Here is a 15,129-nt window from a genome sequence, read left to right on the forward strand (position 1 = left end):
GATTTAGTTGACCACTACAATTGGTGTGCTACCTCGCTGATGTGAAAGGCCTTCCCCCTACGGGAAGGCTTTTTTGTTTGTTTGGCGTTAGCGAAACGCTCTGCCCCGAGTCACACCAGGCTTGCACCTGGCGGCTCGGGAGCATGAAATGGGAGCAGGAACTGTCCGGTCTGTTAATCATCGCAATGAGGAGGTTCGCCATGGCTACCCTGACCGAGTTTGAAAAATACGTGATCGAGCAGAAGGGGACAGAGCGTCCTTTCAGTGGCGAGTATTACCGCCATGATGCCCCCGGGCGCTACCTGTGCAAGAAGTGCGGTGCCCCCCTTTATGCTTCTGAGCACAAGTTCAATGCCCACTGCGGCTGGCCGGCGTTTGATGACGAGCTGCCGGGGGCGGTGAAGCGGGTCCCGGATGCCGATGGCCGCAGGGTCGAGATCGTCTGCGCCCGCTGCGAGGGGCACCTTGGCCATGTGTTCGAGGGGGAATACCTGACCGAGAAGAATCTGCGCCATTGCGTCAATTCTGTCTCCCTCACCTTCGAGGCGAGAGAGGAGGGCTCGCAGCCACAACCTCAGATGGCCCTGGCCACCCTGGGGGGCGGCTGTTTCTGGTGTGTCGAGGCGGTATTCAGCTGCCTGAAAGGGGTGAGCCGGGTCAGCCCGGGCTATGCGGGAGGGCGTGCCGACGATGCCGACTACCGGCGAGTCTGTACCGGTCAGACCGGTCATGCGGAGGTGGTGCAGATTGAATACGATCCCGCCATCATCGACTTTGCGACCCTGCTGGAGGCCTTCTTCGCCAGCCATGATCCCACCAGCCTTCATCGCCAGGGACATGACGTGGGTCCCCAGTACCGCTCCGTGATCTTCGCCCATGATGATGAGCAGGTGAGGATTGCGAGCGCCATGATCCAGGCGCTGGATGAGGCCAAGGTATTCTCCGCCCCTCTGGTGACCGAGCTGACCGGTTACGACGGCTTCTACCCTGCCGAGGCGCATCATCAGGATTATTTCGCCAAGCATGGGGAGCAGGCTTACTGCCAGGTGGTGATCCGCCCCAAGCTGGAGAAATTCAAGACGTTGTTTGCCGACTATCTCAAGGGGTGAGCCGCCCTCTTTCCCAGGAGCTGTCGCACTGTGGCAGCGATTGGGGGCAAGTCGACTCAGAGCCGGATGGGCCGTGATATAGTCGAGCCATCTATGCAGGAGAGCGAGTGAGCCATGAAGAAGATCCTCTATGCCGTGCTGGGGTTGGCGGCAGCCTTGTTGATCGCGATAACAAGTCTGGTGACCCTGGTTGATCCGGCACAGTTTAAGCCCCTGCTGATGGAGCAGGTAAAGAAGAACACGGGGCGGGATCTCGTCATCGACGGCCCCATCAGCTGGACTTTCTGGCCCAGTCTGGGGCTCTCCCTCGAGCAGGCAGCGCTGCGCAATCCGGCCGGATTCGCCGAGCAGGATCTGGTGCGCTTCGAGCGCGGCCAGGCCTCGGTCGCCGTGCTGCCCCTGCTCTCCCGCCGGTTGCAGGTTGGCGAGGTGTCTCTGGAAGGCGCCCATCTCTTCATCCAGACCCGTGCCGATGGCAGCTCAAACCTGACGGGGCTGACCCGCAGTGCTCAAGGGGGTGGGGCCAGCACCAGGGCGCCGGGCCAGGATGAGAGCGGGCAAACATCGGGTTCCGAGCCTTGGCAGCTGGCCATCGAGAGCCTTTCCCTGACCCAGGCCAGTGCCCTGGTCATCGATGATCGCAACGGTTCCCGCCTGCAGCTGACGCGGCTCGATCTCTCCCTGGGTGAGCTCAAGCCCGACAGCTGGGTGCCCATGACCTTCTCCCTGAATGGCGAACATCAGGGGTTGACGCTGGCGGCCAAGGGGGAGACCCGGCTCAGGCTGGGCCGGGATCTGGCGAGCAGCGAGCTGGAGGGGCTCGCGGTGGAAGGGGAATTGGCGCAGGGGGATACCCGGCTCGATCGCTTCACACTGGGGGCGGATCGCCTCACGCTGGGGCAGTGGAGCCAGCTTGGTGTGAGCGCCCAGGGTCGGCAGGGGGAGCTTGCCTTCGATCTGACTGCCAGCCTCAAGGGGCGGCTCAACGGGGCGCAGAGCCTGCTCGATCTGGCGGATGTCACCCTGGATGGAGTGCTGAAGGGGCCGGATTTGCCAAGACCCGAGATCAAGGTGGTGCTCGGCGCCGAGGGGCAGTGGGCCATGGCGAGCAAGACGCTGACCCTGTCCAGGGTTGCCCTGGGTGCCGATGAGCTGCAGCTGGCGGGCAATGGCAGCCTGATCATGAAGGATATTCCCGGGATCCGCTTCGATCTGGCGGCCGAGCGGCTGGATCTTGACGCCTGGCGCCCCACCAAAGCCAAGGAGGCGCCGGTTGCCAAAGAGGCGGGCAGCAAGCCCGTGGCTGACAAGGGGGCCGGCAAGGCCGCTGGCAGCACCGGCGTGGCAGCAACCGGGGAGGCCGAGCCGGATCTGGCCTGGCTCAAGGGGCTGGATCTGGCGGGGCGGCTCAAGGTGGGTACCCTGATAGCCGATGGCGTCAAGGCCGAACAGGTGGGTCTGGCACTGGCGGCAGATGCCGGTCTGGTCAGGATAACAGGCTTCAACGCCAGGCTGTTTGGCGGCTCTGCCCAGGGGGAGGGGGTGATAGATGCGCGCCAGCAGCCGGCGACGTTCCAGGTTCACAAGCAGATCGCCGGTGTCGATCTGCAACCCCTGCTGCAAACCCTGGCCCAGACCGATCTGCTGGCCGGGCGGGGCAGCGCCGATATCCGGCTGAGCGGGCGCGGCCTCTCCTCCCACGCCCTGCGCAGCCAGCTGGCAGGCACCCTGGATCTCAAGGTGGAGGATGGCGCCCTCCATGGCATCAACTTGCCGCAGATGCTGCGGGAGGCCAGGGCGACCCTCAAGGGAGAGAAGGCGAGGGAGGCCGGGGAGGCGCGCAAGACCGACTTCAGCGCCCTGACCGCCCATTTCCGGATCGGGCAGGGTAAGGCAAGCAGTGATGATATCCGCCTGCTGGCACCGGCGCTGCGGGTCGAAGGCAAGGGCAGCACGGCGCTGGTGCCCGAGACCCTGGATTTTCTGATGGCCACGACCGTGGTCGAGACCAGCAAGGGGCAGGGTGGCAAGGGGCTCGAGGATCTCAAGGGCATCACCATCCCGGTGATCATCGGCGGCCATTGGCGTCAGCCCAGCTATCGCCTCGACGTCAAGGGACTGCTGGCGGATAACCAGTTGCTGGAAGAGAAGGCCCGCAAGGAGGCCGAGCGGGGTCTCAAGAAGCTGCTCGGGGACAAGGCGGACGACGAGCAGATAAAAGGGGTGGCGGACCAGCTGCTCAAGGGCTTGTTCAAGTAAGAGATGAGCAGACAAACAGCCCCGCCGGGAGACTGGCGGGGCTGTTTCATGTTTGAGAGTCAACCGATCAAGCGGCCATGGTTCAGAGGCGTGGCCATCACGCCAGTCGGTAGCCGCCGATCAGCCCGTCCGCCAGCCAGCGTTGCAGATACTGTCCGGCCTGGAAGGCGGCGTTGTCACCGGGCAGCAGTGCACTGAGCCCAAGGCAGAGGGTGGCGAAGTCCTGCTGCTGCACCATGCCCTGGATCAGGATGGCCTCCTCCGCCGCTAGGCTGCGATAGCGGATGAGACGGTCCGGGCTGCGCCAGATGAGGCAGCTGACGGGCTGCTCGCCATAGAGGGGGGCAGGGGGAGGCAGTTCGGCCTTGAGGGCCTTCCATACCGCCAGGGTGTTGAAGTGCTGGAGGTGGAGGTCGGCGGAGGGGATCAGCTCAAAGCGCAGATCGGGCCAGCGCTCGGCGTCTTCGCGCTGGATCTCGGCCAGGGTCAGGGGCGAGACGTCGGCGGCATCGAAGGCGGCCCGCAGGCGCCACTCGAACTCGGCCAGCTCGCCGAGTTGCGGGTGGTCAGGCAACGCCTGGACGAGATAAGGGGCGAAGTGGGCGCCCAGCTCACGCAGGGTCCAGCTGCGGGGAGGATGCTGAGCCAGGTAGTCCCGGCAGAGGGAGGCAAACATCTCATCTCCCGCATAGGCCCAGGTTTGCTCGAAATCCTGTTGCAGGCACTCCAGCAGGCGGCTCTGGTAGGCATTGACATAGATATGCCAGCGCAGCTCGGCTGGCAGGGGCCCGTCTCGCAGGGGGAAGGGCGGCATGGTCTCCTGCCGGTGCAAGCCTGCCATGAAGGCCAGCTGCAGCGCCTTGAGATCAGCGGGCGTCGACATTGGGCCTCCCGGGTGGCCAGTGGGGGGCCGCCATCGTCCTGGCCCGGCCGAGCTCAGTGACCAGCTCGGCGAAGGGGGGGATATGGTCATCGCGTTCTATCATGGTGCTGACGGGGCCAAAGCGGCGCACCGCCCGCTCGAACAGCGCCCAGACAGAGTCGACGATGGGATGGTCATGGGTGTCTATCACATAGTCCCCATAATCGGTGTGACCGGCGAGATGGAACTGCACGACGGCCTCTTGTGCTATGGCATCCAGATAGCCGTTGGCATCGAAACCGTGATTGCGGCTGCTGACATAGATGTTGTTGAGGTCGAGCAGCAGGCGGCATCCGCTGCGCTGGCTGAGCTGGTTGAGAAATTCAGGCTCTGAGTAGTCGGCCTGGGCAAACTCGAGATAGGTAGAGGCGTTTTCCAGTACCAGAGGGCGGCCGAGGTAATCTTGCACCCGATGGATCCGCTCGCACAGGTGGTCGAGCACCCCTTGGGTCAGCGGCAGGGGCAGCAGATCATGGCTGTTGTAGCCCGCCACCCCGGTCCAGCAGAGGTGGTCCGATACCCAGGCAGGTTCGATGCGGATCATCAGCGCCTTGAGACGGCGCAGATAGTCCATGTCGAGGGGGTCTGCCGACCCTATGTTCATGGAAACCCCATGCATGACGATGGGGTAATCGGCGCGGATCTGCGTCAGGTAGTGGCATGGTTTGCCGCCAGCCACCATGAAGTTCTCTGAGAGGATCTCGAACCAGTCCACGCCGGGGGCGCCGTCCAGCACCTCCTGGAAGTGGGGGGGTCTGAGACCCAAACCAAAACCAAGCCAGGGAAAGGGTTGCATCTGGGCTCCTGAGTCGAGGGGATGGGGCTAAGCTGCGTCGTTCATGAAAAACAGGCCGGCGCCCTCTGGGGGTAACCGGCCATAGCGACAGCCGAGTGTGGCCTGCTCAGCGAATGGTGCCACCCTTGGCATTGCACTCTTCACGATTCATGGTGAGGAACCCCTGGCCCTTGCAGGATCCCTGGCCCTTGCAGGCGTTATCTGCCGTCTTGCAGTCGTTGTGACCCTTGCAGCTGTTGACGCCATAACAGTGAACCTGGCTCTCACCGTTCTGTCCCGTGTTGGGCTTGCTGGCGCCTTCCGCGAAGGCCGCGCCCGAGAGGGAAATGGCGGCCATCGCAAGAGCGGCCCCCGCCAGACGGTTCATGGTTTTACGAGTTGCGTGCATCTCTATCTCCTTGAAGGATATGGCCCGACCGTATGCCGGGCTGCCATGTGGCCACCTCTGCGAGGCGTGCCCCATACTGCTCATCTGAGCACTGTGCAGGGTGTGACGCTCAAACCATTACGAACCGGATCGCTCAATGGGTTCATCCTGTTTTCCGTCATCGCCCTCATCCAGAAGACCGCAGAGTGTCGCTTTTTCATTCAAATATTATTTTTTCGATCACATGGCCAGAGGAGGCGCCAGTCATGGCCGACCATTTCGTCCTGGTCCAGTCTGGCGCTCACTGTCAATCCAGGAGGCTCGCCTTGGGGTCGTCTGGCTGTCATCATGGGGGTCACTGACAAGGAGGCATCAGATGATACGAGTGGTCTTTCACCTGTCCGAGCGGGAACGCAGCCGGATGGCATTCAATAATATCAATAACTTGCTAGAGGATATGGCGGGGGAGCCGGGGGAACTGGTGCTGCTGGTCAATGGCAATGGGGTGACCAGCCTTCTGACGGCCGGAGAGAGCGAGCCGCAGTGGCCCGACCTGCTGGCGCGAGGGGTCAGGCTGCTGGTCTGTGCCAACTCCCTGCGAGGCCAGCGGCTGGTTCCCGACCAGCTGCTCCCCGGGGTCGAGGTGGTCTCCACCGGTGTGCTGGCCCTGATCGAACTGCAACAGCAAGGGTTTGCCTATATCAAGTCCTGAGCAGGCATACCCCGCCATCATGGTCGGGCCATGGTGACGGGGTCCTCTACTCCCCGAGCAGCCGTTGCCATACCTGGCTGACCCGCTGTCGCTCGGCCCTCAGCTGATCGTCCCCCACCTTGCGGGAGATCTCCGAGAGGTTGAGGCGATGACCCAGGTTGCGGATCTCAAGATAGGCTTGCTTGAGCCCCTCCGCCTGCTCCAGGGTCAATACCCCCGCCATCACGCACTCATCGAAGATGCGCACGTTGTCTGACCAGCGGGTGAGGGCGTCCGGCTCGCCGAAGGCATGGGCCAGCACCAGATACTGGGCGATGAATTCTATGTCCACCATGCCGCCGGGGGACTGCTTGAGATCGAACTCTCCCTCGCCCGCCTTGAGCAGGTGATCCCGCATCTTCTGGCGCATCTCCCGTACCTCCTTGGCCAGGGTAGGCAGATCCCTGCCCCTGGCCAGCACGGCGCGGCGGATGCGGGCAAATTCGGCGACCACGGCATCATCGCCATAGATGGGGCGGGCCCGCACCAGGGCCTGATGCTCCCAGGTCCAGGCCTCCCGCTGCTGGTACTGCTCGTAGGCGGCGAGGGAGGAGACCAGCAGGCCGGCATCGCCGGAGGGGCGCAGCCGCATATCGATCTCGTAGAGTATGCCGGACGGGGTGCGGGTGCTGAACAGGTGCAGGATCCGCTGGGCCAGGCGCAGGTAGAACTGGCGGCTGTCGATGGGCTTGCGCCCGTCTGTGTAGCCGTTGGGGTCGCCACCGTGCAGGAACACCAGGTCGAGATCCGAGCCGTAGCCGAGCTCGATGCCGCCGAGCTTGCCGTAGGCCACCACGGCGAAGCCGCGCTGGCCGCTCAGCGCCACCTCGGGGGGCACCCCGTAGCGTTCGCTCATCTGGGCCCAGGCCTGATTGACCACCTCCTCGGTGATCGCCTCCGCCAGCCAGGTGAGGTGGTCGCTCACCTTCATCAGCGGCAGGGCGCCGGCGATGTCGGCCGCGACGATGCGCAGCAGCTGCACCTGCTTGAACTGGCGCAGCGCCTCCATCTGCTGCTCCACGTCCTCCTCGGGGATGCGCAGCAGGAACTGGCGCAGCTGGGGCTTGTACTGATCCAGCGGGGTGGGGTGGTAGAGGTGCTGGGGATCCAGCAGCTCGTCCAGCAAGATGGGGTAGCGGGCCAGCTGCTCGCTCACCAGGTTGCTCTCGTCGCACAGGCGCACCAGCTGGCGCAGGGCGGCGGGATTTTCCGCCAGCAGTTGCAGGTAGGCGCTGCGGGTGAAGATGCGGGTGAGCAGGGTGCAGACTCGCTCGAACAGGCGGGCAGGCTCACGGCTCGCCACCACCAGTCGCAGCAGCTCGGGCATCAGCCAGTCCAGGGCGATGCGCCCCTGGGGCCCGACCTGGCGGCGCCTGTACTCCTCCTTGAAGCGCAGCAGGGCGGCGCAGAGGGGCGCGGGGTCGCTCATGCCCTGGGTGGCGAGCAGTGTATCCAGCTCGGTGGCATCGAGCTCGGTACGCCACAAGTCCAGCCAGATCTGTTCCAGATGGGCGGGGGCCTCTTTCTCTTCCCCCACCACGGCGACGAACTCCTGATGGACGACGGCCATCTCCTCGTCCAGGTACGCCATGAAGCTGTCCCAGTCGGTGAAGTCCATGGCGGTGATGAGCCGCAGGCGATCCCGCTCCTCGGTGGGCAGGGTCTGGGTCTGCTGATCCCCTATCTCCTGAAGGATGTTCTCCACCCGGCGCAGGAAGCGATAGGCCTGGAGCAGGCGCGTGCAGCGCTCCCCATCGAGGGCGCCGCTCTGTGCTATGGCCGCCAGGGCCTCGGGCAGGTGGCGCACCCGCAGGGCGGGCTCGCGGCCGCCACGAATGAGCTGCAGCGCCTGGGCGATGAACTCCACCTCGCGAATGCCGCCAGCCCCCAGCTTGATGTTGCCCTCCAGCCCCTTGCGACGCACCTCGGCGGCGATCATCGCCTTCATCTGGCGCAGGCCGTCGATGACGCCAAAGTCGATGTAGCGGCGAAATACGAAGGGGCGCAGCAGCTCGGTGAGTCCCTGGGCGTGCTGGCACTGGGGTCCCAGCACCCGCGCCTTGACCATGGCGTAGCGCTCCCAGTTGCGGCCATGGTGCTGGTAGTAGTCCTCCATGGCGGCAAACGAGATGGCGAGCGGCCCCGCCTCGCCGAACGGGCGCAGCCGCATGTCGACCCGAAACACCTGGCCATCCTGGGTGGGCTGGTGCAGGGCGTTGATCAGGCGCTGCCCCAGCTTGATGAAGAATTGCTGGTTGGCGAGTTCGCGCCGCCCGCCGACCGTGTAGCCGTTGTCGGGGAAGGTGAAGATGAGATCGATGTCCGAGGAGAAATTCAGCTCGCCGCCGCCGAGCTTGCCCATGCCGAGGATGAGCAGGGGCTGGGGGTTGCCATCGCCATCCATGGGGGTGCCGAGCTCGGCGCACTGTTTGGCGTAGAGCCAGTCCCGGGCGCCGCAGATGAGGGTGTCCGCCAGTTTGGTGAGATGGACAAAGCTCTCTTCGACCTCGGCGCCCATGAGCAGCTCGCGCCAGGCGATCGCCAGCATGCGGCTGCGACGAAAGCGGCGCAGGGTGCGCTTGAGCGCCTCCTCGTCCGTCAGGTCGGCCAGTTGGGCGGCGAGATCGGACTCATAGTCCTGCCAGCGGTTATCCGAGTGCAGCGCCTGGGATCCCAGCAGCTCGGCCAGCAGGGTCGGCTCCTGGATCAGGGCCTCGGCGGCGAAGTCGGAGAGGGCAAACAGGGTCAGCAGTTCGTCTCTGTGGGCCTCGGCGAGCTCCCCGTAGTGGGGGGCCTGGAGCAGCAGGCGCTGCCAGTGGCGATCGGCCAGGGTCATGAGGGGGGCGGGGAGCGGCAAGGTTCTCTTCCTTACGTTGATGGCATCAGGGTCAATCTAACATCGCGCTTTCCCGCCTCCTAGCCGGGGGCGCTGGGCTCGCTCGGAAGCGTGAGCCGGATCCGGCCTGGCGCCATGTCGATTGACGGGGGCGAGGTCAGCGGGTCAGGCGGTAGATATCCGGCTGATAGCGTTCCATCAGGCTGTCTGGATATGTCGGGGCCTGGAAGCCGAAACCGGCATACAGCCCATGGGCATCCGAGGTGGCCAGCATGAGGCGGCGCAGCCCCTGCAGCTCGGGGTGATCGAGGATGGCCGCCACCAGGGCCTTGCTGTGGCCGCGACCGCGATGGGCGGGCAGCACGAAGACATCGGAGAGATAGCCGAAGGTGGCTTTGTCGGTGATGACCCGGGCGAAGGCGACCTGCTGGCCGTCGACATAGCCGCCGACGCACAGCGAATGGTTGATGGCCCGCTGCACGGTAGAGAGGGGAATGCCGAGGCACCAGTAGGCTTCTTCGGATAAGAAGCGGTGGATGAGCGGCACGTCGAGTCGTCCCTTGTCGTCGCTGATCTCCAGCCTGTCTGCCGGTTCGTTCTGGTACTGCATCCTGGCTCCTTGCCCTGGCTGATGGAAACGAGAGAGGAGCCCGGGGGCTCCTCTTTGCTAAGGTGGCGACAAGGCCCGGGTTCGTCAAGGGCTCCATGAGCGCCTTTTGTCCCGGGCGCGCAGGCCTAGTCCAGCTTGAAGGCCTGAATATGGCGGCTGAGGGTCTGGCTGTGACCCTCCACCAGCACGGAGGCATCCTGCAGCTCGCGCAGCACCACCACAGAGCCTTCGACTATCTGCTTGACCTGCTCCAGGTTGCCGCTCATCTCCTGGGCGACCGCGCTCTGCTCCTCGGAGGCGGTGGCAATCTGGCGATTCATGTCCGCCACCCCCTGCACCCGGGCCACTATGGTGTCCAGCTGTTCACCGGCCTGGGTCACCTGCTGCACCCCGAGATCGGCCTGGGTCACACTCTGCTCCATCAGGCCGGCGGCGGCGCGGGCACTGCCCTGCAACTGCTCTATCATCCGCTGGATCTCCACGGTGGCGGACTGGGCCCGGTTGGCCAGACCGCGCACCTCGTCGGCAACCACGGCGAAGCCACGTCCCGCCTCACCGGCGCGGGCGGCCTCGATGGCGGCGTTGAGGGCCAGCAGGTTGGTCTGCTCAGAGATGCTGCGAATGGTATCCACCACAGAGCCTATCCGCTCGACCCCCTGCTCCACGTCGTGAACCACGCTGGAGGATTGCTGGATGTTGCCGGAGAGGGTGTGAATGGTGCTGACGGTATCGGCGACGCAGCGGCTCCCCTCCTGGGCCAGCTGGCTCGTCTCGCTGGTGGAGTGGGAGGCCTGCTCGGCGTGATGGGCCACCTCGCTGATGGCGCCCACCATCTGGGTCATGGCGCTGGCGAGCTGCTCTATCTGGTTGAACTCCTCACGGATGGCTTCGTTGGCCTCCTCCATGCACAGGGTGACCTGGGAGGCGATGTCGTTGAGCTCCTTGCAGGCGACCCGCTGCTCGCCGAACACTTGCTTGAGCTCCTCCTGGGAGTGGGCGACCGCCTTGGCGATGTCGCCGAACTCATCCTTGGAGGCCAGCTCGACCCTGTGGCTGAGATCCTTCTGGGCGAAGCGATCCAGCAGGCTGACCAGGTAGCGCACCTGCTTGACCATGAGGCGGGATCCCCCCATCAGCAGCACCACGAACACCACCCCCATCAGGGCCGTCTCCACCAGACCGGTCCAGATGAGGCGGGAGGCGATCTCGTTGGCCTTGACGGCGTCTATGCCCTCGCTGAGCAGGGTGCTCTCCAGGTTGCTGGCGTCAAACCAGAGCTTGGCCAGCAACAACAGTGTGCTGAATACCATCAGCAGGATCACCTTGGGAACCAGGCGGATATCACTCAGCCGCTGCTCCAGCGGGTTGAACTGCATAGCGTCTCTCCTTTCCTATGGGGAATTTTGCCTTTCACATCAGGGCTATCGGCATTATCTTCCGTTTTATTAGTTGGTTTCCCGCTTAAAGTTGGAATTTGCATGCGACATCACTTTACGCACTTGCGCACCCTGGATCTGCTGATGGCGATCCTCTCTCTGGTCTCGGTGGCTCTGGTCAGTGTCCGCTGGCTCGAGCTGGCGAGTCCCCAGACGCTTCAGCTGTTCTATGACATCGACAGCCTGATCTGCTACTTCTTCCTGGCCCACTTCGCCTATGGCTGGTGGCGGGCGCCGGATCGCTGGGCCTACCTCAAGGGGAACTGGTTCTATCTGCCCGGCAGCCTGCCCATGGTGGTACAGCTGCGCTGGGCGCGGCTGATCCAGTTGTGGCGGGTCTATCAGCTGCTGCGAGACAGACCGGATCTGCTGGCCATGTTTCGCCGCGAGCGCAACGAGACCCGGCTCTCCGGGATCCTGTTTCTGTTCTTCCTGCTGCTGGGCGTCGGGTCCGGCGCCATGTACTGGGTCGAGTCCGGTCAGCCGGGCAGCCAGATAGAGACGCCCTACGACGCCTTCTGGTGGACGCTCGTGACACTGTCTACCGTGGGCTACGGGGATCTGGTGCCCAAGACGGAGCAGGGACGCTTTCTGGCCAGCCTGCTGATCCTGTTCGGTGTCGGCCTCTACGCCGCCATCAGCGGTTTCATGGCCAGCCTGTTTCTGCAGCCGGGGGCCGGTCAGAAGGAGGAGGCGCTGCGCTACCAGCAGCTGACAGAGCAGCAGGCCCAGATACTGGCGCAGTTGCAGCAATTGCGTGACGAAATCCGTCAGCTGAAGCGAGATCCCTGACAGGCGGTGAGCAATGATGGCAAGCCGCGTCAGGGCGGGGCGGGCATGGGGCCCGAGTCCGACGGCCTCCCCCCCAGCCTTGAGGGGGAGGCCGTTTCTTTGCTTGTCCTTTGACCGTCACGGGGCTTACCATTCCTGCCACTCCCTAACCCAATGAGAGAATCGACAGACCATGCGCGCCCTTCTCGGGATACTGATCTGCCTGTGTGCCCAGTCAGCCCTGGCCGAAACCCGTTATGTTTCCGACAACATCTATATCTTCATGCACGGGGGACCGGGCACCCAGTACCGGATCCTGGGCAGCGTCAAGGCGGGCGAGGCCCTCGACGTGAAGGGCGGCCAGGCCGACTTCACCCAGGTGGTGGATGAACGCGGCCGGGAAGGCTGGGTCAAGAACGAGGATCTGCAGCGCGAGCCCAGCCTCAAGGTGCGGGTGCCCCAGCTGGAACAGGAGCTGCAAGCCCTCAAGGATCGCCTGCAAAACCTCAATGGCGACAACGAGAAACGCTTCGCCGAGAAGGATGGCAAGATAGCCGAGCAGGAGGCGCAGCTCGCGACCCTCAAGGGGCAGCTCGACAGTCAGGGGGAGGAGCTCGCCAGCGTCAAGGCCGAGAATGATGCCCTGACCAGCAGCATCGACAACCGGGAGCACGACATGCAGATGGACTGGTTCATCCGCGGTGGTGCCATGGTGGGGGGCGGCATCCTGCTCGGCATCCTGCTGCCCATGATCCCCCGCCGCCGCAAACAGAGCGAGCGCTGGATGAACTGATCGCCCGGGCGATCGCCAGAGAGGGTCGCCATGGCGACCCTCTCTCGTTTGGGAAATCCCCCTCGATGGCGCTGGACACCCTGCCGGGGGTCGCCATCGGGCGTCCCCGGTCGTAAGATGAGCCGAACGATCCCGCGCCCGGCGCACCGTTTCTCAACAAGAGTCTTTCGCTTATGTCATCAACCGAACAGGCCTTCTGGTTCGTGCTGGGGGGCGATCACCTCGTCCTGCTGGATGAACAGGGGCGCATTCCACAGGGCCCCAAGGCCTGCCTGCCCGCCCATCTCCATCATGTGGATTTCGACCGTTTCGATGAATGGAACGGCCTGCCCTGCCAGTTGCTGGACCTGGGGGCCGAGGTCGATAGCCAGGCCATGGCCCCGCTGCGTCAACTCATGGTGGCGGGGGACGAGGAGGGCTTTCGCCTCGCCGGCCGCGCCTGGCAACTGGCCACCTTTCGCCGCACCCATCGCTTTTGCGGCGAGTGCGGCGCCCCCATGACCCCGGAGGCGGGAGAGTGGGCCCAGGGGTGCCGTCATGGCCATGTGGTCTATCCGCGCATCTCACCCTGCATCATAGTGGCGGTGCGCAAGGGATCGGCGCTGCTGCTGGCGGCCCATCGCCGCCATCATCAGGTGGACGACCCCATGTTCACCGTGCTGGCGGGTTTCGTGGAGGCGGGGGAGAACCTCGAGCAGTGCGTGGAGCGGGAGGTGTTCGAGGAGAGCGGCATCCGGGTGCGCAACGTACGCTATGTGTCGAGCCAGCCCTGGCCCTTCCCCCACAGCCTGATGATGGGATTTGTCGCCGAGTACGAGAGCGGCGAGATCCGGTTGCAGGAAGAAGAGCTGGTGGCCGCCGACTTCTTCGAGGCGGACCGGCTGCCGAGGCTCCCTCCCCACGGCACCATAGCGCGGCGGCTCATCGAGCTCTGCCTCGCGGACGCCATCTGAGAGACCGGCCGGGAAAATGGCCGCATCTTGTTTGCGCCCCCTCACATCTTTGGGGTTGAGGGGGCGGGCGAGGCGCTCTCGCCGTCCCCTGGTGCAGACAAAGTGGTATCATATCCGCCATTTTATGCGTGACACGACTCAGGAACTGGGATGAAAGAGCTGAAAAACGATCGATACCTGCGCGCCCTGCTGCGCCAGGACGTGGACATGACCCCGGTATGGATGATGCGCCAAGCTGGCCGCTATCTGCCGGAATACAAGGCGACCCGTGCCGTCGCGGGGGACTTCATGTCCTTGTGCCGCAACGCCGAGCTGGCCTGCGAGGTCACCTTGCAGCCCCTGCGCCGCTATCCCCTCGATGCCGCCATCCTCTTCTCCGACATCCTGACCGTGCCCGACGCCATGGGGCTTGGCCTCTACTTCGAGCACGGGGAAGGCCCGCGTTTCGAGCGCCCCATCAAGTCCATGGCGGACGTGCAGGCCCTGCCCATCCCGGATCCGGAAGACGAACTTGGCTACGTGATGAACGCGGTGCGCACCATCCGCCGCGAGCTCAAGGGCGAGGTGCCGCTCATCGGCTTCTCCGGCAGCCCCTGGACCCTGGCCACCTACATGGTGGAAGGGGGCAGCTCCAAGGCGTTCACCAAGATAAAACAGATGATGTACGCAGAGCCCAAGACACTGCACCTGCTGCTGGACAAGCTGGCGGACAGCGTGATCAGCTACCTCAACGCCCAGATCAGGGCGGGTGCCCAGTCCGTCATGGTGTTCGACACCTGGGGCGGCGTGCTCACCCCGCGGGATTACCGCGACTTCTCCCTGCAGTACATGCACAAGATCGTCGATGGCCTGATCCGTGAAAATGAGGGGCGCCGCGTGCCGGTCACCCTGTTCACCAAGAACGGCGGTCAGTGGCTGGAGCAGATCGCCGCCACCGGTTGCGATGCCCTTGGGCTGGACTGGACCATCGACATCGCAGACGCCAAGCGCCGGGTCGGCGACAAGGTGGCGCTGCAGGGCAACATGGATCCCTCCATGCTCTACGCCGCGCCTGGGCGCATCTGCGAAGAGGTCGCCACCATTTTGGCGGGCTTTGGCAGCGGCAACGGCCACGTCTTCAACCTGGGCCACGGCATCCATCAGGATGTGGATCCCGAGCATGCCGGCGTGTTTGTCAACGCGGTGCACGAGCTGTCGGCTCAGTACCACGGCCGCTGAGCGTCGTCGACCGCACAGTGAACAACGGGGCCTGTGGGCCCCGTTTTGCTGCCCGGGCTCGCGGGGGCTGCATCCTAGTCACCGCTCGGGTTACACTGCACCACCATTGAACAGGGTCGCGGACAGCATGGGCGAGGGCGCCTCCCGACGACCGGGTGAGAGTGGCGTTGAACATGGCAGGAGGCAGGATGGGCAAGGGTGCGTGGGATTGGGGCATCGACCTTGGCGGGACCAAGTGCGAGTGCGTGGTACTCGAGGGTGACGAGGTGCTGCTGCGCCATCGCATCCCCACCGAACGTCGTGGCGGT

Annotated in this window: 13 protein-coding genes and 1 pseudogene; 8 read left to right on the forward strand and 6 right to left on the reverse strand. The window is 64.5% G+C overall.

Annotated features, from left to right (window positions below):
- Positions 1-200: 200 nt before the first annotated feature.
- Positions 201-1,109 (forward strand): bifunctional methionine sulfoxide reductase B/A protein, encoded by a 909-nt coding sequence (locus BN1119_RS05935; protein ID WP_041995260.1) that lies wholly within the window; start codon positions 201-203, stop codon positions 1,107-1,109.
- Between the two features lie 114 nt (positions 1,110-1,223).
- Positions 1,224-3,368, forward strand: coding sequence for an AsmA family protein (locus BN1119_RS05940; RefSeq protein WP_041995262.1), 2,145 nt, complete (start codon positions 1,224-1,226; stop codon positions 3,366-3,368).
- A 97-nt stretch (positions 3,369-3,465) separates the two neighbouring features.
- On the opposite strand, the gene BN1119_RS05945 is transcribed toward BN1119_RS05940, so the two are convergent.
- The 3 genes from BN1119_RS05945 to bufA2 all read right to left on the reverse strand — a co-directional run bounded on the left by BN1119_RS05945 (position 3,466) and on the right by bufA2 (position 5,474).
- Positions 3,466-4,251: an HvfC/BufC N-terminal domain-containing protein gene (locus BN1119_RS05945; RefSeq protein ID WP_052448031.1), complete on the reverse strand. Its 786-nt coding sequence runs from the start codon at positions 4,249-4,251 to the stop codon at positions 3,466-3,468.
- Positions 4,235-5,086 carry an MNIO family bufferin maturase gene (gene bufB, locus BN1119_RS05950; RefSeq protein ID WP_041995264.1) on the reverse strand — a complete coding sequence of 284 codons (852 nt, stop codon included), beginning with the start codon at positions 5,084-5,086 and terminating at the stop codon, positions 4,235-4,237. Before bufB ends, BN1119_RS05945 begins: the two co-directional genes overlap by 17 nt.
- A gap of 106 nt (positions 5,087-5,192) precedes the next feature.
- Positions 5,193-5,474, reverse strand: a complete 282-nt coding sequence (gene bufA2 / locus BN1119_RS05955; RefSeq protein ID WP_041995266.1) for a BufA2 family periplasmic bufferin-type metallophore — start codon at positions 5,472-5,474, stop codon at positions 5,193-5,195.
- Between the two features lie 355 nt (positions 5,475-5,829).
- Here bufA2 and BN1119_RS20650 point away from each other — a divergent pair, with 355 nt between their 5' ends.
- Entirely contained in the window at positions 5,830-6,165 is a 336-nt protein-coding gene (locus BN1119_RS20650) for a DsrE family protein (RefSeq protein ID WP_041995268.1), read from the forward strand.
- Positions 6,166-6,211: 46 nt separating this feature from the next.
- Here BN1119_RS20650 and glnE read toward each other — a convergent pair whose 3' ends face one another.
- The 3 genes from glnE to BN1119_RS05975 form a co-directional block, all read right to left on the reverse strand.
- The gene (gene glnE, locus BN1119_RS05965; RefSeq protein WP_041995430.1) at positions 6,212-9,040 is read right to left on the reverse strand and encodes a bifunctional [glutamate--ammonia ligase]-adenylyl-L-tyrosine phosphorylase/[glutamate--ammonia-ligase] adenylyltransferase; all 2,829 of its coding nucleotides are present in this window, start codon (positions 9,038-9,040) and stop codon (positions 6,212-6,214) included.
- Between the two features lie 157 nt (positions 9,041-9,197).
- A complete protein-coding gene (locus tag BN1119_RS05970) occupies positions 9,198-9,650 on the reverse strand; it encodes a GNAT family N-acetyltransferase (RefSeq protein WP_041995270.1) in 453 nt (150 codons plus the stop codon).
- 125 nt (positions 9,651-9,775) lie between these two features.
- Positions 9,776-11,026 (reverse strand): methyl-accepting chemotaxis protein, encoded by a 1,251-nt coding sequence (locus tag BN1119_RS05975; protein WP_041995272.1) that lies wholly within the window; start codon positions 11,024-11,026, stop codon positions 9,776-9,778.
- A 102-nt stretch (positions 11,027-11,128) separates the two neighbouring features.
- Between BN1119_RS05975 and BN1119_RS05980 the strand changes: the two genes are divergently transcribed.
- The 5 genes and pseudogenes from BN1119_RS05980 to BN1119_RS20420 form a co-directional block, all read left to right on the forward strand.
- Positions 11,129-11,878: a potassium channel family protein gene (locus BN1119_RS05980; RefSeq protein ID WP_041995274.1), complete on the forward strand. Its 750-nt coding sequence runs from the start codon at positions 11,129-11,131 to the stop codon at positions 11,876-11,878.
- A gap of 172 nt (positions 11,879-12,050) precedes the next feature.
- On the forward strand, positions 12,051-12,650 hold the full coding sequence (locus BN1119_RS05985) for a TIGR04211 family SH3 domain-containing protein (protein WP_041995276.1): 600 nt from the start codon (positions 12,051-12,053) through the stop codon (positions 12,648-12,650).
- A gap of 173 nt (positions 12,651-12,823) precedes the next feature.
- Positions 12,824-13,603, forward strand: a complete 780-nt coding sequence (gene nudC / locus BN1119_RS05990) for an NAD(+) diphosphatase (protein WP_041995278.1) — start codon at positions 12,824-12,826, stop codon at positions 13,601-13,603.
- Between the two features lie 150 nt (positions 13,604-13,753).
- Entirely contained in the window at positions 13,754-14,821 is a 1,068-nt protein-coding gene (gene hemE, locus BN1119_RS05995; RefSeq protein ID WP_041995280.1) for a uroporphyrinogen decarboxylase, read from the forward strand.
- A gap of 188 nt (positions 14,822-15,009) precedes the next feature.
- Positions 15,010-15,129: pseudogene (locus tag BN1119_RS20420) on the forward strand (ROK family protein); the annotation flags it as partial.

The organism is Aeromonas bivalvium, assembly GCF_000819765.1.
GTDB lineage: Bacteria > Pseudomonadota > Gammaproteobacteria > Enterobacterales > Aeromonadaceae > Aeromonas > Aeromonas bivalvium.